The organism is Thalassospira lucentensis MCCC 1A00383 = DSM 14000 (assembly GCF_000421265.1).
In the GTDB taxonomy this organism is placed as follows: domain Bacteria; phylum Pseudomonadota; class Alphaproteobacteria; order Rhodospirillales; family Thalassospiraceae; genus Thalassospira; species Thalassospira lucentensis.
Genome location: NZ_ATWN01000010.1, coordinates 1 through 19,206, shown reverse-complemented (window position 1 = coordinate 19,206; position 19,206 = coordinate 1). Strand labels below are relative to the sequence as shown.

Genomic DNA, 19,206 nt, shown 5'->3' with positions numbered 1-19,206 from the left:
TTTCATTTTAACCCAAAAAATTGGCAAAAATGGCGTTTAAAATGCGATATTCCTGTTAATTACAGATAAAATCGGATTTTTCGGGTTTCTGTGGATAATCGGCGCGATATCCAAGACGTGCGACATTCAAGTTTGTGACAAAAAATCCCGCTTTTTATCGCGGGATTTTTTAAAACCGATGATCACGCGATATTCCAACCTTACGGGATCAGCTTGTAACCGCCCGGCTCGGTGACCAGAATCGTCGCGTTTGACGGGTCTTTTTCGATTTTCTGACGCAGGCGATAGACGTGGGTTTCAAGCGTGTGGGTGGTAACCCCGGCGTTATAGCCCCAGACTTCATCAAGCAGGGTTTCGCGGGTCACCGGTTTGTCGCCTGCCCGGAACAGGAATTTCAGGATCGAGGTTTCCTTTTCCGTCAGGCGGACTTTCTTTTCACTGACCGTTTCGATCAGAATTTTTGCACTGGGCTGGAAGCTATAGGGGCCAATGACAAAGACCGCGTCCTCGCTTTGTTCATGCTGGCGGATGTGGGCGCGGATGCGCGCCAAAAGCACATTGAGGCGGAACGGCTTGGTGACATAATCATTGGCACCCGATTCAAGGCCAAGGATGGTGTCGGAATCACTATTGGCCCCGGTTAGCATGATAATCGGGGATTTAACGCCCGCCCGGCGCATCAGTTTGCAGACATCGCGGCCATCCATATCAGGCAGGCCGACATCAAGCAAAATCATGTCAAAATAGGCTTCTTTCGCGGCATCGAGTGCATCCTTGCCACTGTTGGCAACAACACATTCGAATTCCTCGTGCAGTCGAAGCTGCTCGGTCAAAGACTGGCTGAGTGCTGCATCATCTTCAACGACGAGAACCTGTTTACCTGTCGACATTCACCATCCCTTGCTGCTTGTCAGATCCCGGATCAATTTCTTGATCAGACATGGCGCTTCGGCGCGCCATTGTTTTTGTGGAATATCCGTTCATGCGCCGCCATATATCTGGAGTGAGCGTCGCATAATGCTATTTCAAGAACAAACTGTTTTCGTTTTAACCCATTGACCTCTGCCCGACCCGGATTAATTAATACATCCCAACCACCAAACGCTATGATCTGTTGGTTGGCCGCGTCACAAAACCTTGAAAGATGTCTATCTTCCTGCGATTTTCGCGAGACATCAGAATAAACCCGATTGAACTGTTCGCTTATATTAATCATTACGGCCCGTTATCTAGCCCCTTACGACCAGATCGCGATGTTGTGATCGCTTAAATGGCCTCTGACCCCTAACGATAAGATAACAATGACCCAAAGCTTTGCCGCCACGGCCCAGAATGACAGCAATTCAATCCCGGCCACCGATCTGGTGACAGTATCGCGTGCGGTTGCGGATTTACGCCGCGGTGAAATTGTTCTGGTTCAGGGCCATTTGGACGGTGCGGTCCATAGCGTTGCGGTGATTGCCGCCGAGCCCTTGTCGCAAGCCGGGTTTGAGCGCCTGTGTGACATCACCCACAACACCGAAAGCCCGGCAATTATTTTGCCGCGGGTGCGCGCGAGATCCCTGGGCGGTGCGTGCGAACAAGACTCGTTTGTTGCCTTTGTCAGTAAAAGGCAGTCAGAGATTGATGCGGCCCGCTTGGGCGAAATCGCCAATCCGTTGCTTGATCTTGATCAGTTGCCTGCGGGCGACTGGCGTGCAGTGAGCATGGCTGAAACAGCGGCAATCCGGTTGGCAAAGCTTGCCCGGTTGTTGCCCGCTGTTGTCACGGTGCCAGTTGGGGCCGATCAGCTCGAAAACTTGGCCCGGGCGCAGAATTTACTCGTTTTGCAATCTGAAAGCATTAACGGCTACGAAGATGCATCGGCCGCGAGCCTCCGCGAAGTCAGTCAGGCCCGTGTACCGCTTGAAGATGCAGAAAATGCCACGGTGATTGCCTTTCGCCCCGAAGATGGCGGTCAGGAACATCTGGCCATCGTGATTGACGCACCGGCCAAGGATCAGCCTGTTTTGATCCGGTTGCATTCGGAATGCTTTACCGGCGATTTGATCGGGTCGCTGCGCTGTGATTGCGGGCCGCAACTGCGCGGGGCGATTTCGGAAATCGCCAAAAGCGGGCAGGGTGGCATTATTTTGTATCTGCGTCAGGAAGGGCGGGGCATCGGGCTTGTCAATAAGCTGCGCGCCTATGCCCTTCAGGATCGCGGGTTTGATACGCTTGATGCCAACGAGGAACTTGGCTTTGATGCCGACGAACGGGTCTATCGCCCGGCAGCTGAAATGCTGCGTCAGTTGGGTTTTGGTTCGGTCCGGTTGCTGACCAACAATCCGGAAAAGCTTAAAGGGCTTGAAGGTTGGGGCGTTAAGGTTGCCGAACGTGTGCCGCACAAATTCCCGTCCAACGGCCATAATGCATTTTATCTTCAGACCAAGAAAGACCGTGCGGGTCACCTGTTTTAATCCGCCCCGAACGGCCTGCAAATGGCGGTTTCCCTGTGCTTCGGTGCTCACGTACTTTTAGTACGCTGCGCTCCGATGCGCGTGAACCCATCATTTTCGGCACGTTCTGCACGGATTGACGCTTTTGGTCCCGTACCCGGCAGAAGATTCCGACAGGCAGAAATGGCGTCTGCGGAATTTGAATATTTCTCATATATAACAATAACTTAAATATGTGCCAGTTTGGCACTCCTTTTGCAAAGTATGGGGCAAGAGGAGGACAAACATGTCGATTGGTGCAGATTGGCGGCAAAATTCGCCCGGCAGTGTTGCGGGCCTGACCAAGGATGTTGCGAGCAACAAATTCGCAAATTCGGGTCCGGGTGAGCAACTTGTTGATGGCGCGCAAGAAGGGCGCGACTTTTCCGAATATATGTTCGGCGAAGACGGGTTTGAGTTTTCCGATGTGCTCGACGTTATCAATCCGCTGCAACATATTCCCGGTGTCGGGATGCTGTATCGGTCACTCACTGGCGATGAGATCGGCAATGGCGCACGCGTTGTTGGCGGTGGTTTGTTTGGTGGCGTATTTGGCCTGGCCGGGGCGGCAATTGATGCGGTTGTCGATGCGGTGACCGGTGAAGATACCGGCGAACATGTCATGGCTTTCCTTGGAGACAGTTTTAATGGGGCGCCAACCGATGACGGCACAGCTGTTGTCGATGCCGCGCCGTCTGGTGCCGCGCCCGATGCGGTGACGGCCAGTGCTTCTTTTGACGGGACATATCAGGGTGATCTTGTTCTGCCGTGGATGGCAGGACAGGCAAGCCAAGGCCGACCTGCGGGAATTGCTGCCACAGCAGCAGAACAATCGACGATCGTTCAGGCCGCGCCTGTGGGCGGTGTTGAATATGCCGCCCTTGATGCGGGACAGCAAAACGCCGCTTCGACCATTTCTGGGCCAAAGGCATCTGATCTTAATACCCCATGGGCGCAAGCAACACCGGCTGCGACTATAGCCGAAAACGCACCACAAAAATCAGCTCAAGCTTCCGCCTCAGCACAGGCCTCAGCGCAAAGCACGACCGCGCTTCAGGAGATGGCGGAGGCGGTGCAGAGTGATCCGGCCGAACTGGCCGTTGCCATGGCATCGGCTGGCGGCAATAGCCCGGTATCGAGCTTGACCCGGACAACAGCGGCGACACATTCACCGCAGAATGGCAACAACCCGATCCGCCCGGCATCCTTTAGCAGTGAAGGCGGCGATACGGTGTGGGCCCGGGCACAAAGCAGTGGCCGTGTTAGCCGAACCGCAAATACTATCGCGATATCGGCGGAAATGGCCCAATACGAAGCCCGTCAGGCAAAACGGGGTATGGGCAATGTCGATGCCGTTGAGGACATGAGCGGGCAGAGCCCATCAGCAGATCAAAACGCGCTCCGGGAAAATTCGGTAAGCCCGGCACAGGCGATTGCTGATTTCAGGAATGGTGGAACGCCGTTGTCAGCAGCCGAAATGGCAGCAAAGTTTAACGCGGCCCTTGGCCGGGACTCGTCGCAAGCCATGGCCCAAACCCCGGCACAAGATGCTGTATCATCGGGCAACACCGCCGCCGCACAGGGTAAAATTTCCGGAAGCTTTAACCGCGATACCAGCAGCAATACTGGTGTCCAACACGAAGAGACTGCGGCAACACCCGTCGTGCATCCTTTGATGGAGCAAGCCACCAGCCATATCGAAGGCGATGCGCCAGTGGGTGCCTGGTTTAGCCAAACCATGATGGATGGTCTGAAGAAATATCAGGACATGCAGCAAAACCGCCAAAACCCGGCAAACGCCATCTGATTTGATGTTTGCGCCTATGGTGTTTCGCTGATGAAAAAAGCCCGTCTGCCGTGCTTGAAAAGCTTGGACAAACGGGCTTTTGGTGTTTCAGGCCAAGGTCGATTATGAATTCAGGAAGCCGACGGTTTCCTTGACGTCGCGCAGGATTGGCTGGGCGATGGCGTTGGCGCGTTCGGCACCCTTGGCCAGAACCGCATCGATATAGGCGTTGTCGTTGTTCAGACGGGCCATTTCTTCGGTGATCGGGGCCAGTTTTGTTACAACCACGTCGGTCAGGGCCTGTTTAAAGCCCGAGAACTGGGTGCCACCATGTTCAGAAAGAACTTTATCCACCGTGCTGTTGGTCAGCGCGGCAAAGATGGTGATCAGGTTTTTGGCTTCGGGGCGGCCTTCAAGACCAGCGGCCTCGGACGGCAGGGGTTCCGGATCGGTTTTGGCCTTGCGGATTTTTTTGCTTAAGGTATCCGCGTCATCGGTCATGTTGATGCGTGCCATTTCCGACGGATCGGATTTTGACATCTTTTTCGAGCCATCGCGCAGCGACATCACCCGCGTCGCCGGACCGAGGATCAGGGGTTCGGGCTGCGGGAAGAACCCTTCGACCTCGTAATCATTGTTGAATTTCAACGCGATATCGCGGGCCAGTTCAAGATGCTGTTTCTGGTCTTCACCCACCGGAACATGCGTGGCCTTATAGGTCAGAATGTCGGCGGCCATCAGGCTGGGATAGGCATAGAGGCCAAGCGAAGCATTTTCGCGGTGCTTGCCAGCCTTTTCCTTGAACTGGGTCATGCGGTTGAGCCAACCGATGCGTGCGACACAGTTAAAGATCCACGCCAGTTCGGCATGGGCGGATACCTGACTTTGATTGAACAGAACATGTTTTTCCGGGTCAATGCCCGAGGCGATCATGCTGGCGGCCAGTTCGCGGATGTTGGAACGCAGTTCTTTGGGGTCTTGCCAGACTGTGATGGCATGCATATCCACAACGCAGAAGATGCATTCGAAATCTTTTTGCAGGGCAACCCAGTTGCGGATTGCGCCAAGATAGTTGCCAAGATGAAGGTTACCGGTGGGCTGAGCGCCCGAAAACACACGTTCCATTATGCTGTCGTCCATTTCAATAAAAACAAAACCGGGTTTGCAAGCTCCGCCAGGTTGTGGACACCCGCCGGCGGACGAGCTGCAAACCAACGCGCGGAGTTAAGCCGCCTGATCCGATTTGGTCAAGCAGCTTGTCGGTAAATGCGGGGTTTTAGGCCAATTATTCCTGTGAGGCGGGTTTTCCGCGCTTCAAGGTTGCTTTGAGTTCCGGGAAGCTGGTCGCACCGAGCAGCTGTGCGCTTAGCGCGTACACCGCAATTCCACCACAGACACAGGCGGCCATGATCAAGATGCGCGTGATTGAGGAGGCATCATTTTGCCAGAACATATCAATGGCAAACCAAAGGGCCGCCCCCATCAGGGCCGAGGTGATCAGAATGCGCGGGACGCGTTTAAGCAACCGGGCATCAAAGGTCAAATCGCCGCGTTTGCGCAATAAATAGCCCAGTAAAAATGCATTGACCCAGACCGAGGTCGATGTGGCCGCGGCAATGCCCAAATGCCCGAATTGCGGCATTAAAACAATGATCAGAACAATGTTGAGCACCATGGCAAAGATGCCAATGCGGATCGGGGTTTTGGTATCTTCGCGGGCGAAAAAGCCCGGCGCGAGGACTTTAACCAGAACCGATGCCGGCAGGCCAAAGGCAAAAATAGTCAGCGCCAGACCGGTCATCAGGGTTTCATCGGGACCAAAGGCACCGCGTTCAAACAGAACATTGATCACCGGAATGCCCATCACGCCAAGGGCAACGGCCGCGGGCAGGGTCAGAAGCAGGGCGATTTCAATGCCGCGATTTTGGCTGTACATGGCAACTGCGGGATCGGTTCCCTGTAACTGGCGCGACAGGGTGGGCAGCAGGGCCGTGCCAATCGCAATGCCAATCACGCCTAATGGCAGTTGTTGAACCCGGTCGGCGTAATACAGCCACGATACCGCGCCGTCAGACACAAGAGAGGCCAGCATGGTATCGATCAAAAGGTTGATCTGATACACCCCGGCACCAATCATGCCCGGGATCATGCGTTTGCCGAGCAGTTTGACCCGGTCATCAATTTTGGGAAGCTGCCATTTAATCGCAAATCCGGCACGTTTGCAGGCAATCACCAGAAAGATAAATTGCGCCACCCCGGCCAAGGCAACGCCCCACGCCAACGCATGGGCAGGCGTTTCGGTCATGGGTGTCAGACCCAGCAGCGCGCCAATCAGACAGATGTTCAGGACAATCGGGGCCGCAGCAGCAGCGGCATAGCGGTGCAAGGTGTTGAGAACACCCGACATCAGGGCGACGGCGGAAATAAATGCCAGATAGGGGAAGGTGATGCGCGACAGTTCGACAGCAAGCGCGAATTTTTCCGGGTCTTCGGCAAATCCGGGGGCAAAGACATACATCGCCCACGGCATGATGATTTCAATGATCGCGACCAGAAAACCGGTGATGAGCACCAGCATCGACATGGCGCGTGCGGCAAATTCACGTGCGACATCAAGTCCGCGTTTTTCGATGTCCCCGGCCAGAAGCGGGATGAAGGCGGCGGAAAATGCGCCTTCGCCAAACAGGCGGCGAAACAGGTTGGGAAATTTAAACGCGACAAAAAACGCATCGGCAATGCCACCTGCACCCAACATCCCGGCAATCAGGATATCACGACAGAACCCCAAAAGGCGCGAGATCAGGGTAAAGCCACTGACGGTGGCGATGGAGCGTACAAGCGACATTGCGTGTTTAATCCGTTTCAAGGAGCCGGTATCGGCCTGGTATCGGACCAGTATTGGCATGGGGAAATCTGACAGGGGAAAGTGAAGAAGTCGTAATCAAGGGCGATCTGGGGCGGCGTCAATGTCACAAAAATATGAAACCTGTTGTTGCGAATGATTCATTTTCACAACTGTGACGACCGTCACAGAAAAATGCATTCAATAACGATAAGTTCCCTCTTGCTGAGATTCGTTGGGACGCGAGCCTCATTATTTGGATGGTCGGGGATTATAAGGGAGTCCACCTTAACCTGCTGCACTCCGAGGAAAGCGATGTCGTGAATAACAGGTCACGACGTCAGTTTTGGATTGCCCTTCCCCGTCCGTCTAAAATTCCAAAAGATACGCGCTTAAAAATAGTCGACCAGTTCGACTGGATTTGATCCTTTCTGGGGTGTCACCTTGCGTGGCACAGGAGTGGGGATCAAACCGGTCGAGCGGGACCCGTCAGGACAATGATCCTGACGGTCGCCTTGATGCCCTGACCCTGCATTTAGTGCGTGTGGTCCTAATTATTCTGGATCGCCTGATTAAGGGTTTCCTTGACCTGCACAAACTTGGTGCGGCTGTCGATTTTAAGCCCGAACACATCCTTCACATAGAAAACGTCCACTGCGCGTTCGCCAAATGTCGAAATGCGGGCCGAGGCGATTTGCAATGACAGATCACGCAAAGCACGGGTGATGTCATAGAGCAATCCTTGGCGGTCGCGGGCGGAAATTTCAATCACTGTGTGGGTGCGGCTGGCCTTGTTGTCGATAATGACATTGGGTTCGACCTTAAAGACCGCGGTTCTGTGTTTGTTATCCTTGATCTGGCGGCGTTCGAGTTCCTGACTGGGGCGTACGCGCCCGGAAATCACCTGTTCGAGGGTTTCACGCAGCTTTTCAAGCTTGGCCTTGTCGTTAAAGGCTTCGTCGTTGGCATCCTGAATAAAGAAGGTATCAAGCGCCATGCCATCGGCCAGTGTCAGGATTTTTGCATCGACAATATTCGCCCCGCACAGCGCCATTGACCCGGCAATCTGGGAAAACAGCCCCGGATGGTCGGTGGTGTGAACGGTGATTTCGGTGGCGTCAATTTCAGTATCAATGCGCACATCGACCGTGATGTCAGCGCCGCTTTTCTTGGCGTCGCGGGTCAGATGGGCGTGATGAACGTGAACGTCGGTATCAAAACTGAGCCAATAGGACGGATAACCGCGATCAATGAAATCTTCGATGTCATCGGTTGGCCAGTCGACCAGTGCTTCGCGGAGCGCCATCTGGGCATTGGCAACGCGCGAATCGCGGCTGTCGGCATTAAGCCCGCCTGACAGGCGATCCTCGGCAGCATAATAAAGTTCGCGCAGAAGGGTGGCTTTCCAGCCATTCCAGACATTTGGTCCCACTGCCCGGATATCGGCGACGGTAAGACACAGCAACAGGCGCAACCGTTCCTGCGATTGTACCAGATCGCCAAATGCCTTGATCGTCGTCGGATCATTGAGGTCACGTTTAAACGCCGTCAGGCTCATCCACAGGTGGGCCTTGACCAGCCATGCGACGGTTTCGCTGTCGGCGGGGGATAATCCCAGACGCGGGCAGAGCTTTTCGGCGACTTCAGCCCCCAGTTCGGAATGATCGCCGCCCCGTCCCTTGGCGATATCATGCAGCAAAACTGCGACATAAAGTACACGCCGTGAAATCACCTTGCCCATGATCCGGGTGGCCACCGGCGCATCATCGACCAGTTCGCCATTTTCAATCTGATTGAGCACGCCAATCGCGCGGATGGTGTGCTCATCCACGGTATAGGTGTGGTACATGTCGTATTGCATTTGCGCCACGACACGGCCGAAATCAGGGATAAATCGCCCGAGCACCCCGGCTTCGTTCATTTTACGAAGGACAATGTCGGGGTTTTGACGCTGGGTGAGGATTTCAAGGAAAACCTCATTGGCGTCCGGGTCGTTTTGCAGCTTGTGATCGATATGTTTTAAACTTTGGGTGACCCAGCGCAGCGTTTCGGGATGAATGCCGACCCCGTTTTGATTGGCCACCAGAAACAGGCGCAAAATCTTGATCGGGTCTTTTTTGAAAACATTGAGGTTTTCAACCGTTAGCCGGTCATTGCGCAGCTCAAACCCGTTGATTTCCTTGGTGCCAAACAGTTTGCCGGGAAACCGGATCAGCGGGCGGCGCTGATGGCGTTCTTCCAACGCGGCACAGAAAATCCGGGTCAGGTTGCCGACATGTTTGACCATCAGATAGTAGTGTTTCATGAACCGTTCGACGCCCGATGCCCCGGCATGATCGGTGTAGCCAAGGTGTTCGGCGATATCGCGCTGCATGTCGAACGTCAGACGGTCTTCTTCGCGATCTGACAGATAATGCAGCCAGCAGCGCACGGCCCACAGGAAGTTCTGGGCTTTTAAAAACCCCTGAGCTTCCTTGCGGGTCAGGACTTTAAGGTCAACCAGTTCCATCGGGGAATTGACGCGGTACAGATATTTGCCAATCCAAAACAGCGTATGCAGATCGCGCAAGCCGCCTTTGCCGTCCTTAACATTGGGTTCAACCACATAGCGTGAATCGCCCATGCGCACATGGCGGTCATCGCGTTCGCCGAGTTTCTTTTCAATAAACTCAATGCCGCTGCCCTTGACCAGCTCATCCATGAAGCGCGCACGAAAGACGTTATAGGTTTCCTCATCGCCCCAGACGAACCGGCTTTCGAGCAGGTTGGTGCGGATGGTGATGTCCTGTTTGCCCATGCGCAGGCAATCATCAACTGATCGGGTCGCATGGCCGACCTTCAGGCCAAGATCCCACAGCATATAGAGGATGAACTCGACCACCTGTTCGCCATTGGCGGTTTGTTTGTAGGGAAACAGAAACAGGATATCGACATCGGAATGCGGCGCCATATCGCCCCGGCCATAGCCGCCGACCGCGACCACTGACATGCGTTGTTCATTGGTCGGATTGTGCAGCGGATAGATAAAATTGGTGGCGAAATCATGGATAAGGCGGACAATCTGATCCATCAGGAAGCTGTTGGAAAAGACGGTGTCCTGCCCGGAATTGCTTTCTTCGAACCGCGTACGGATGACGTCACGTCCGCTTTCCATCACCGATTTCAGCTTGGTCAGAAGGGCGCTGCGCTGTTTGAAGTTATTCAGATCGGGATCATTGGCAATTGCCGTGAGATCGGCAAAGACCTTTTTGCGGTCAATGATTTCGCGCTGTTTCTTGATTTTATACATAGCGGGCTGCCGTTTCCTTGCGCCTTTTTGACTGCTGGTTCTGCAATACCATTTTTCGCACCATAGCGGGAATTGGTTTTGGCTGCATCAGTGCATGTGCCATGCCAAAGGCCGGACCGGCATGATCATGCGGATGCTGGCCGGCGGTGCGGTTAAATCAAAACAGGCACCTGCCTGATATGGGGGCAAGGTGCCTGTTTTTCATGCGCTTTTTTGCAATTGGCCGCGACCTGCGTTTTATCGGCTTATCCGCGCAATGCCTGTAGGCGATAGAGCGCCTCAAGCGCTTCGCGCGGGGTCATGTCATCGGGATTGATATCACCAAGGGCATCGAGCAATGCCTTTTGATCGTCCGACAGGGCAGGTGTGGCTGCGCGGTCTTCCTGTGCGGCCTGCTCAATGGCGGCGGCGAACAAGGGCAGGTCATCGGCCAGTTTTGAAACCGCGCCGCCCTGTTGGCCCTTTTCAAGGGTTTTAAGTACCTGTTCGGCGCGCTTGATCACCGGTTTTGGCAGGCCGGCCAATTGGGCGACGTGAATACCATAAGACCGGTCGGCACTGCCCAAGCCGACTTCATGGAGGAAGACAACCTCCCCCTGCCATTCCTTGATCAGCATGGTGTGGCATGACAGATGATCCAGCTTGGCGGCAAGGGCGGTCAGTTCGTGATAGTGGGTGGCGAACAGGCCGCGGCATTTATTGATTTCATGAAGGTTTTCGACCACCGCCCAGGCAATCGACAGCCCGTCAAAGGTTGCCGTCCCACGGCCGATTTCATCCAAGATGACCAAGGAGCGGTCGGTTGCCTGATTAAGGATCGAGGCGGTTTCGACCATCTCGACCATAAAGGTCGAACGACCACGTGCCAGATCATCAGCAGCCCCGACACGTGAAAACAGCCGGTCAATCACGCCGATATGGGCCTTGGCCGCCGGGACAAAGGCCCCGATCTGGGCCAGAACCGCAATCAGGGCGTTTTGACGCAGGAAGGTCGATTTACCAGCCATATTCGGACCGGTGATCAGCCATAGGCTTTGTTCATCCTCAAGGCGGCAATCATTGGCGACAAAGGGCGAGTCGGCATTTTCGCGGAGGGCGGCTTCAACCACCGGGTGGCGCCCGGCGGTAATATCAAACGACAGGCTGTCATCAATTTGCGGGCGGATGCAGTTTCGATCACGCGCCAGTTCGGCAAGGGCGGCCGAAACATCAAGCCCGGCGAGTGCCTGTGCACATTTGGCAATGTCGTCGGCCTTGGCAAGAACGGCCTGAACCAGTTCTTCGAACAGTTCAAGTTCAAGGGCGAGGGCCTGATCGCCAGCCTTGGAAACCTTGCTTTCAAGTTCGGACAGTTCCACGGTCGTAAAACGTACCGCATTGGCCATGGTTTGACGGTGAATAAACTCATCAACTTCCATCATCTTGTCGGCATTTTTGGCCGACACTTCGATGAAATAGCCCAGAACGTTGTTGTGTTTGACCTTAAGGTTGGCAATGCCGGTTTGCTCGGTATAGCGGGCCTGAAGATTGGCGATCAGCTTTTTGCTTTCGCTTGAGAGCATGCGCAATTCATCAAGGGGGGGGTGATATCCCCCGGCAATAAAGCCGCCATCGCGCGCCATCAAAGGCAGGCTTTCGGCAATGGCACGGCGCAGAAGATCAATCAGATCGCCGTGATGGCCCATGCGGGTGACGTGATCGGCAAGTGATTCGGGTTGGGCTGTCAGGCCATCATTGCCGCCATCGGGCTTCTCAAGCAGATTGCCAATGGCAAAGGCGCAGGCCAGCCCATCGCGCATGGCGGCCAAGTCGCGCGGCCCCCCACGCCCGACCGACAGTCGTGACAGGGCGCGTTCAATATCGGGGCATTCGCCAAGACCGGACCGCAAATCAGACCGCAATCCATCGCGATCATGGAAATATTCCACCAGATCAAGGCGTTTGTTAACGTCATCGGCACTGGTCAGCGGGGCCGACAGACGGGCGGCCAGCAAACGTGCACCGGCCCCGGTTTTGGTGCGGTCAATGACCGACAGCAACGATCCCTTGCGATCCCCTGACTGGGTCTGGATCAGTTCGAGGGATCGTCGGGTGGCGGCATCAATTTCCATAGCCGCCCCGGCGGCAAGGCGGGTCGGCGGGGACAGGCGCGGCATCTGACCTTTTTGGGTCAATTCGACATAGTCAATCAGGGCGCCTGCGGCAGACAGTTCGGCAACTTCAAAGCCGCCAAAGGCATCCAGTGCCTCGACCTGATACAGCTTTTTCAAGCGCAATTGCGCGTTTTCGGCATCAAAGCGCGCAGAAGGCTGCGGGGTGATGATGTTTTTATATTCGGAATAAAGGTCAAAAACGTCCGGGCGGTTGAGCAACCGGTCGGAAAACAGGATTTCACCGGGATCAAGCCGGGCAAGTGCGGCAGGCAATCCGCCCATATCGGTCGGCTGAACGTAAAAATCACCGGTCGACATATCAAGCCATGCCAAGCCAACCTTGCCGCGCAGCTCGGACACCGCAGCCAGATAGTTGTGTCGGCGCGCATCAAGCAGGCTGTCTTCGGTGAGGGTGCCCGGCGTGATCAGGCGCACGACACCGCGCTTGACCACGGATTTGGCCCCGCGTTTTTTGGCCTCGGCCGGGTCTTCCATCTGTTCGCAGACGGCGACACGGAATCCTTTGCGGATCAGACGCTGAAGATATGTTTCGTGACTATGGACGGGAACACCGGCCATGGGAATTTCGTTACCTTGATGCTTGCCGCGTTTTGTCAGGGCAATATCAAGGGCTTCGGCGGCTTTGACCGCATCGTCAAAGAACAGCTCGTAAAAATCGCCCATCCGATAAAACAGCAGGCAGTCCTGATACTGTTCCTTGATTTCAAGGAACTGGATCATCATCGGGGTCGCACCCTCCAGCGAAAAGGATGGTGCGATGGGTGTGGTATCGGATGTGTCAGCGATATTGTTCATGATGGTTTTGATAGCAAACCCTGAAGGCATTTACGAGGGGCAAGGAGCCGCGGTGATAAAACTTGATCTATGCCATTGCAACGCCTGAATTTCCGTAAAATATAGATAGTAAGGGATCTTTCGTTCCAGACGGCATGATGGCGTGAAAACGAACGGATGACCAGTCATCAAGGAGACAGCAAAATGTCAGAAGACCAGACCACGACGCAGGCCCCGGAACTGGTAGGTTTGTTCGACACCAAAGACAGTTTTGACGCGGCCGTGCGCGAATTGCGTGATAGCGGTTTTAAGCGCACGGATCTTTCGGTTTTGAGTTCCCACGAATCGATTGATGTCGCCGGATCAGACGGCCGATCATGGGGTGATGTGCTGACAGCACTTGTCGGGGAAGTCAAATATGAGGTGCCCTTGGTGGCATCGGGCGCGATTGCATTGTTTGGTGGGGCGGCAACCGCGCCGGCGGCAATTGCGGTGGGGGCTGGTGTTGGGGCGGTGGCCCTGCGCGAATTTATCGGCGAAGTCACATCCACCCCACATATCGATGATTTTGCCCGTGCGATTGATGCCGGGTCGGTGATCCTGTGGGTGCGGATTGCCCCGGACAATAAAACCGGTGAGAGTGCTGCGCAGGCGATTTTGCAAAAGCATGGCGCGACCAACATCCACCTGCATCAGGCAAAATAACGCCCGATTGCAGGTTAGGCACAGTTGAAAACGATCCTGATTTTAAAGGCGGCCCATGGTGGTCGCCTTTTTTCACTCTGTGGAATGATCGCATAAGGCGGTATTGCTTGGCAAAACGGGATCAGGTTGGTGATGTTGGGGGCGATGTAATTATCGCACTGAAAAAAAACGATAATTCCGCCAGATCATTGTCTTGATGCGGTCTGTTATGGCGGCGAGGATACAAAGAGATGGTCAGTTCTGACCTGCCCAAATAGAGGGTTGCTGCGGCGCAACATACGGAAAACGCTACGTAATTCTGCGGTTGCCGTTAACGTCGCCTTTGACCATGGGCGCGAAGCCTGTTTTATTGTTCGGTTCGATGAGGCGGTCCCACACCGCAAACTTGTCGAACGAAATGAACTACACACAGCTTTCCATCCCACCACGCAAGCGTCAGTGAAAACACAATGTCAGATTCAGAAATCAAGGTTCGCGACCGCGAAGCGCTGCTGTTTCATTCCAGCGGCCGTCCGGGCAAAATCGAAATTACGCCGTCCAAGCCGCTGACCACTCAGCGCGATTTGTCCCTGGCGTATTCGCCGGGTGTTGCGGTGCCCTGTCTTGAAATCGCCAAGAACCCGGCGACGGCATATGATTATACCTCCAAGGGCAACATTGTTGCGGTGATTTCCAACGGCACCGCCGTTCTTGGCCTTGGTAACCTTGGCGCGCTGGCGTCCAAGCCGGTGATGGAAGGCAAGGCTGTTTTGTTCAAACGCTTTGCCGATGTTGACGGCATCGACCTTGAAGTTTCGACCGAAGACGTTGACGAGTTTGTCAATTGCGTGCGCTTCCTTGGCGCATCATTTGGCGGCATTAACCTTGAAGACATCAAGGCGCCAGAATGTTTCATCATTGAACAACGCCTGCGCGAAATCATGGATATTCCGGTATTCCATGATGATCAGCACGGCACAGCGATCATTGCCGCATCGGGATTGATCAATGCCTGCGACCTTACCGGGCGCAAATTGAAAGACATCAAGCTTGTGATCAATGGCGCTGGTGCGGCGGCGATTGCCTGCTGCGAGTTGGTCAAAAGCATGGGTGTGTCGCACGATAACGTTATTATGTGTGACACGCGCGGCGTGATTTATAAGGGTCGCGAAGATGGCATGAACCAGTGGAAATCAGCCCACGCAGCCGACACCGATGCCCGCACGCTTGACGATGCGATGGATGGGGCGGATGCGTTCTTTGGTCTGTCGGCCAAGGGGGCGGTGACGACCAAGATGGTCAAAAGCATGGCCAAAAAGCCGATCATTTTTGCCATGGCCAACCCGGACCCGGAAATCAGCCCGGAAGAAGTTGCATCAATCCGCGATGACGCGATCTGTGCCACTGGGCGCTCGGACTATCCCAACCAGATCAACAATGTGCTGGGTTTCCCATATATTTTCCGTGGTGCCCTTGATGTGCAGGCATCCACCATCAACGAGGACATGAAAATTGCCGCAGCCCATGCGGTGGCATCTCTGGCGCGTGAAGATGTGCCTGATGAGGTGGCCGCGGCCTATTCCGGGCGCCGTTTGCAGTATGGTCCGGAATACATCATTCCGGCCCCGTTTGACCCGCGCCTGATCATTGCAATCCCCAAGGCGGTGGCACAGGCCGCGATGGACAGTGGTGTGGCGCGTCGTCCGATCATTGATATGGCGGAATATGAAAATCAGCTGCGCGGGCGTCTTGATCCGACGGCAGCACATCTTCAGCTGATTTCCGATTATGTGCGCGCACATCCCAAACGGATCGCCTTTGCCGAGGGCGAAGAAGAAACCGTTATTCGTGCTGCTGTTGCCTATCGCAATTCGGGCTATGGCACGCCGATCCTGATCGGGCGTGAAGACCGCATTCATGCCAGTGCCAAGAACCTTGGCATTGAAACGCTTGAAGGGGTGGAAATCAGCAATGCGGCCCTTTCGGATCGCAATGCGGAATATGCCGAGTTCGTGTATGAACGCCTGCAGCGCAAAGGGTATCTGTGGCGCGATTGCCAGCGGATGGTGAACCAGAAACGCAACGTTTTTGCTTCTGTCATGGTGGCAAAGGGGCATGCAGATGGGTTGATCACCGGGCTGACCCGGAACTTCAATCGCAGCTTTACCGATATTGCCAGCGTGATTGACGCCAAAGAAGGCGAAATCCCGATGGGTCTTTCGATTGCGATTGCCAAGGGCCGGACGGTGTTTATCGCCGATACCCGCGTGCATAATGTGCCCAATGCCGAACAGCTTGCCGAGATTGCCATTCAGGCGGCCGAGAAGGCCCGTCAGCTTGGTCATGAGCCGCGTGTAGCGTTGGTATCGCATTCGACGTTTGGCAACCCGTACAGCGAAGATACCGACCGTATCCGTGAGGCGGTTGGCATTCTTGAACGCAGCAATGTTGATTTCGAATTTGATGGCGATATGGCGGTGGATGTTGCGCTCGATACCGAGCTTTTGAAGCTGTATCCGTTCTGTCGTCTGTCGGGTCCGGCAAACGTTCTGGTGATGCCTGCCCTTCATGCGGCGACGACCGCGTCCAAGCTTCTTGATAAGCTGGGCGGTGGGACGGTGGTTGGTCCGGTGATGATCGGGCTGGAAAAACCGGCCCAGATTGCCCAGATGGGGGCAACGGTCAATGATCTGGTTAATCTGGCAGCGCTTGCTGCACATGACGCCGAACATAACTAAGACCGGATTGATCGACGGTTGAATATGGCGGGGGTGCATAGGCATTCCCGCCATTTTTTATGACGGCTTGGTGTGGGAATTGGATGCCAAACGTTTGAGGTTACTCAATCGTTTGGCCAAATACCGCAATGGCTGCGCCAAGGGTCGCAAGGGCCAGATACCAGATGACTTTGGGCAAACCTGATTTCTGTTTGATGGCAATAACGGCGGCGAGCCCCGATTGCAGGCCGTAATAGATGGCAAACCCGCGTGAGGCGTAATTTACAATTGCGAAAATGTCGGCCGCCCATGTCAGGGCAATCCCGATCACGGCCAAAATGAAATAAGCCTGTGGTTCGCTGATGCGATTGCGCGACAGTTCGGTAAACAATCCGCCCGAACCGCTGGTGTCGGCGATGGCGGCACTAAGCTGTGAGGCCAGGGCGGCAGCAACCAGCAAGAAGGGCAAAATCGGCGCGACGATCTGCATCATATTGATGATGCCGGTTTCGGTCATCGACATTTGGTCGGGGCGAAACACATAGGCAATCAGGACAATGTAGACCACGTAAATCACGGTCGAGAGCCATTGGGCCATACGCATCGACCGGATGCGTGTTTGCGCATCATAGACCGCACCAAGATATCGGGACGTTTCAAACCCCTGTACGGTGATCAGCAACCCCAGCGCCATGGTTATGGCCGGCCAACCGGTGACGGTTTCGGGGTTAAAGATCAGCGTTTCATGGATTGCCTGATCGCCAAAATTGACAATCAAGCCAATCACCAGTCCGGCAATGATCGCCAGTTTGATGGCGACTGAAAAATATTCCATCCGTTCGAGGCTTTTAAAGCCGTTGGTGCAGCCGATCAGAACGATCAGGATGAAAACGCCGGTGGTTAAAAGTTTGGCGTCAAACCGGCTATCAAACGGTGTCATGCTGAGCGCGAAGGCGCCGAGTAAATTCAGGTAATAGGAAACAGAAATAATATAGGCAAATGCCAAGGCCCAGGATGAGATGGTCTCAATCCTTTTGGCCAATGTGCCGTGCTGGCCTGTGATGATTGCGTCTTCGCCTGTCGCAATATTGGATCGGATGACGCCGCCAAACATGTAGGCGACAACACAGAGCCCACCCATGACCCATGGCGCAAACCCGCCAAATGCATGGCTTAAAACCGGGCCAAGTAACAAAAACCCGCTGCCGATGATTGAAGCCAGCGGGGTGACAACCGCGCGCCAAAGGGTGAAATGGGCGACACGTGGCAGCACCAAAACCACACCGACAGCAAGTGTGGTTAATGCGATGATCAAATCAAATGTCATGAGGGTTTATACCAAGGATCATTTTACCAATGGTGCGCATAGGGGCGATACAGGAGAGGCATTTGATGCAGAGCCTTGATTTTAAGCAGAATATAGGGTGTCGTTAGGTCATAAGATAGTGCGGTTTTACCGAGCGTATGTGGAAAGGACCGCGATTGTGATAATCTGTTCCAGACTTGAACGCAGGGTCCTGAGCCTAAAAGGGCCAAAGTAAAAATATGACGTTTGTCTTGGCCTGATTTTCGCCGCATGGCGTGGGTAAAATAAGGTCATCTTTGCCGTTCTGTTAGAAAATAGGAAATTTTTCATGGGCCAAATGACCCGATTTTTTGCCGTTTTGATGTTGTTCCCGTTGCTTGCTGCCTGTGAAGGGGAACAGGCCAAAGGCCCAACTCCGGATGAAATTACCACGGCTGTGATCGAACGTTTCCGCGAAGACCCCTATGCCAAGGTCGGTCATGTGGAAAATGTTACCAAGACCAACAGCATTTCCGAAGACGATGACGAAGTCATTGCCATGGTGCGTTACGAACTGGTGTTTGATCGTACGGTGTCGGAATTTGCTGATGACGTGACGGAAAAGGGAAAAGCAGCAGGCGATGTGGATGCGGTTGGCGATACCGTCAGCGATGCCATTGATCTGGTGAAAACCAAGATGCTGGCCCTAAAGGAAGGCGCGTTCAAAGCCGGGGACCGCCGGGTTGTTGAAAATGAAATCCGTCTGGTGAAATCCGAAAAGGGCTGGATTTATCGCGATCGTCCTTAAGTGGCGAACTGAACGTTTTGGTTTGTGCCGTCCTAAAATACGTTGACGGTTTTCAAGGAGCCAGCGGATATCGTCCGCTGGCTTTTTGATGCACTTGTTCTGGTGTTTGCATCGCCAGTGCGAAGTGCGGTCGCATGGTATTGTATGTCTGTATGGCCTCCTTGACCAGTTGCCTGAGATCTTCGAATGTCTTGCAGCGGTGAAACAGGAATTCCTGTTTGAGAATGCCGTTGATGCGTTCGGCCAGCGCGTTCTGATAGCAATCATATCCATCTGTCATCGACGGAGTGATCCTGTGTTTGCGCAAGACAGATTGATAGCAGCCAGAGCAGTACTGTAATCCCCGGTCAGAATGATGGATCAGGGGATG

At 54.4% G+C, this 19,206-nt stretch carries 11 protein-coding genes and 1 pseudogene; 5 read left to right on the top strand and 7 right to left on the bottom strand.

Translation table 11 applies throughout. The annotated features are described in order from the left end of the window. Nucleotides 1-200: 200 nt before the first annotated feature. Entirely contained in the window at nucleotides 201-890 is a 690-nt protein-coding gene (locus K355_RS0118330) for a response regulator transcription factor (RefSeq protein ID WP_022733614.1), read from the bottom strand. 411 nt (nucleotides 891-1,301) lie between these two features. Here K355_RS0118330 and ribA point away from each other — a divergent pair, with 411 nt between their 5' ends. Both ribA and K355_RS25200 read left to right on the top strand, forming a co-directional pair. Beyond that, entirely contained in the window at nucleotides 1,302-2,459 is a 1,158-nt protein-coding gene (gene ribA, locus K355_RS0118325; RefSeq protein ID WP_022733612.1) for a GTP cyclohydrolase II, read from the top strand. Between the two features lie 265 nt (nucleotides 2,460-2,724). Further along, nucleotides 2,725-4,284 carry a hypothetical protein gene (locus K355_RS25200; protein WP_022733611.1) on the top strand — a complete coding sequence of 520 codons (1,560 nt, stop codon included), beginning with the start codon at nucleotides 2,725-2,727 and terminating at the stop codon, nucleotides 4,282-4,284. 102 nt (nucleotides 4,285-4,386) lie between these two features. Here K355_RS25200 and trpS read toward each other — a convergent pair whose 3' ends face one another. From trpS to mutS, 4 genes and pseudogenes are all read right to left on the bottom strand, one after another. Beyond that, a complete protein-coding gene (gene trpS, locus K355_RS0118315) occupies nucleotides 4,387-5,388 on the bottom strand; it encodes a tryptophan--tRNA ligase (protein ID WP_022733610.1) in 1,002 nt (333 codons plus the stop codon). Between the two features lie 160 nt (nucleotides 5,389-5,548). Next, complete coding sequence (gene murJ / locus K355_RS0118310; RefSeq protein WP_022733609.1) at nucleotides 5,549-7,108, bottom strand: murein biosynthesis integral membrane protein MurJ; 1,560 nt, start codon at nucleotides 7,106-7,108, stop codon at nucleotides 5,549-5,551. A gap of 547 nt (nucleotides 7,109-7,655) precedes the next feature. Beyond that, nucleotides 7,656-10,397, bottom strand: a pseudogene (locus K355_RS0118305) ([protein-PII] uridylyltransferase); the annotation flags it as partial. A 242-nt stretch (nucleotides 10,398-10,639) separates the two neighbouring features. Then, nucleotides 10,640-13,363 carry a DNA mismatch repair protein MutS gene (gene mutS, locus K355_RS0118295; protein WP_022733607.1) on the bottom strand — a complete coding sequence of 908 codons (2,724 nt, stop codon included), beginning with the start codon at nucleotides 13,361-13,363 and terminating at the stop codon, nucleotides 10,640-10,642. 183 nt (nucleotides 13,364-13,546) lie between these two features. Between mutS and K355_RS0118290 the strand changes: the two genes are divergently transcribed. Then, complete coding sequence (locus K355_RS0118290) at nucleotides 13,547-14,047, top strand: hypothetical protein (RefSeq protein ID WP_022733606.1); 501 nt, start codon at nucleotides 13,547-13,549, stop codon at nucleotides 14,045-14,047. 449 nt (nucleotides 14,048-14,496) lie between these two features. Then, complete coding sequence (locus K355_RS0118285; protein WP_022733605.1) at nucleotides 14,497-16,764, top strand: NADP-dependent malic enzyme; 2,268 nt, start codon at nucleotides 14,497-14,499, stop codon at nucleotides 16,762-16,764. A gap of 100 nt (nucleotides 16,765-16,864) precedes the next feature. Here the strand turns inward: K355_RS0118285 and K355_RS0118280 are convergent, their stop codons facing one another. Further along, the gene (locus K355_RS0118280; RefSeq protein WP_022733604.1) at nucleotides 16,865-18,070 is read right to left on the bottom strand and encodes an APC family permease; all 1,206 of its coding nucleotides are present in this window, start codon (nucleotides 18,068-18,070) and stop codon (nucleotides 16,865-16,867) included. 307 nt (nucleotides 18,071-18,377) lie between these two features. On the opposite strand from K355_RS0118280, the gene K355_RS0118275 reads away from it, so the two are divergent. Next, nucleotides 18,378-18,836 (top strand): hypothetical protein, encoded by a 459-nt coding sequence (locus K355_RS0118275; protein WP_022733603.1) that lies wholly within the window; start codon nucleotides 18,378-18,380, stop codon nucleotides 18,834-18,836. 52 nt (nucleotides 18,837-18,888) lie between these two features. Here K355_RS0118275 and K355_RS24400 read toward each other — a convergent pair. Next, a partial coding sequence (locus K355_RS24400; protein WP_022733602.1) for an integrase core domain-containing protein occupies nucleotides 18,889-19,206 on the bottom strand: 318 nt, incomplete at its 5' end.

What these genes read in the sequence shown, in the direction of transcription:
- K355_RS0118330 (WP_022733614.1), bottom strand. Translation starts at nt 890, where the DNA reads ATGTCGACAGGTAAACAGGTTCTCGTCGTTGAAGATGATGCAGCACTC.
- ribA (WP_022733612.1), top strand. Translation starts at nt 1,302, where the DNA reads ATGACCCAAAGCTTTGCCGCCACGGCCCAGAATGACAGCAATTCAATC.
- K355_RS25200 (WP_022733611.1), top strand. Translation starts at nt 2,725, where the DNA reads ATGTCGATTGGTGCAGATTGGCGGCAAAATTCGCCCGGCAGTGTTGCG.
- trpS (WP_022733610.1), bottom strand. Translation starts at nt 5,388, where the DNA reads ATGGAACGTGTGTTTTCGGGCGCTCAGCCCACCGGTAACCTTCATCTT.
- murJ (WP_022733609.1), bottom strand. Translation starts at nt 7,108, where the DNA reads ATGTCGCTTGTACGCTCCATCGCCACCGTCAGTGGCTTTACCCTGATC.
- mutS (WP_022733607.1), bottom strand. Translation starts at nt 13,363, where the DNA reads ATGAACAATATCGCTGACACATCCGATACCACACCCATCGCACCATCC.
- K355_RS0118290 (WP_022733606.1), top strand. Translation starts at nt 13,547, where the DNA reads ATGTCAGAAGACCAGACCACGACGCAGGCCCCGGAACTGGTAGGTTTG.
- K355_RS0118285 (WP_022733605.1), top strand. Translation starts at nt 14,497, where the DNA reads ATGTCAGATTCAGAAATCAAGGTTCGCGACCGCGAAGCGCTGCTGTTT.
- K355_RS0118280 (WP_022733604.1), bottom strand. Translation starts at nt 18,070, where the DNA reads ATGACATTTGATTTGATCATCGCATTAACCACACTTGCTGTCGGTGTG.
- K355_RS0118275 (WP_022733603.1), top strand. Translation starts at nt 18,378, where the DNA reads ATGGGCCAAATGACCCGATTTTTTGCCGTTTTGATGTTGTTCCCGTTG.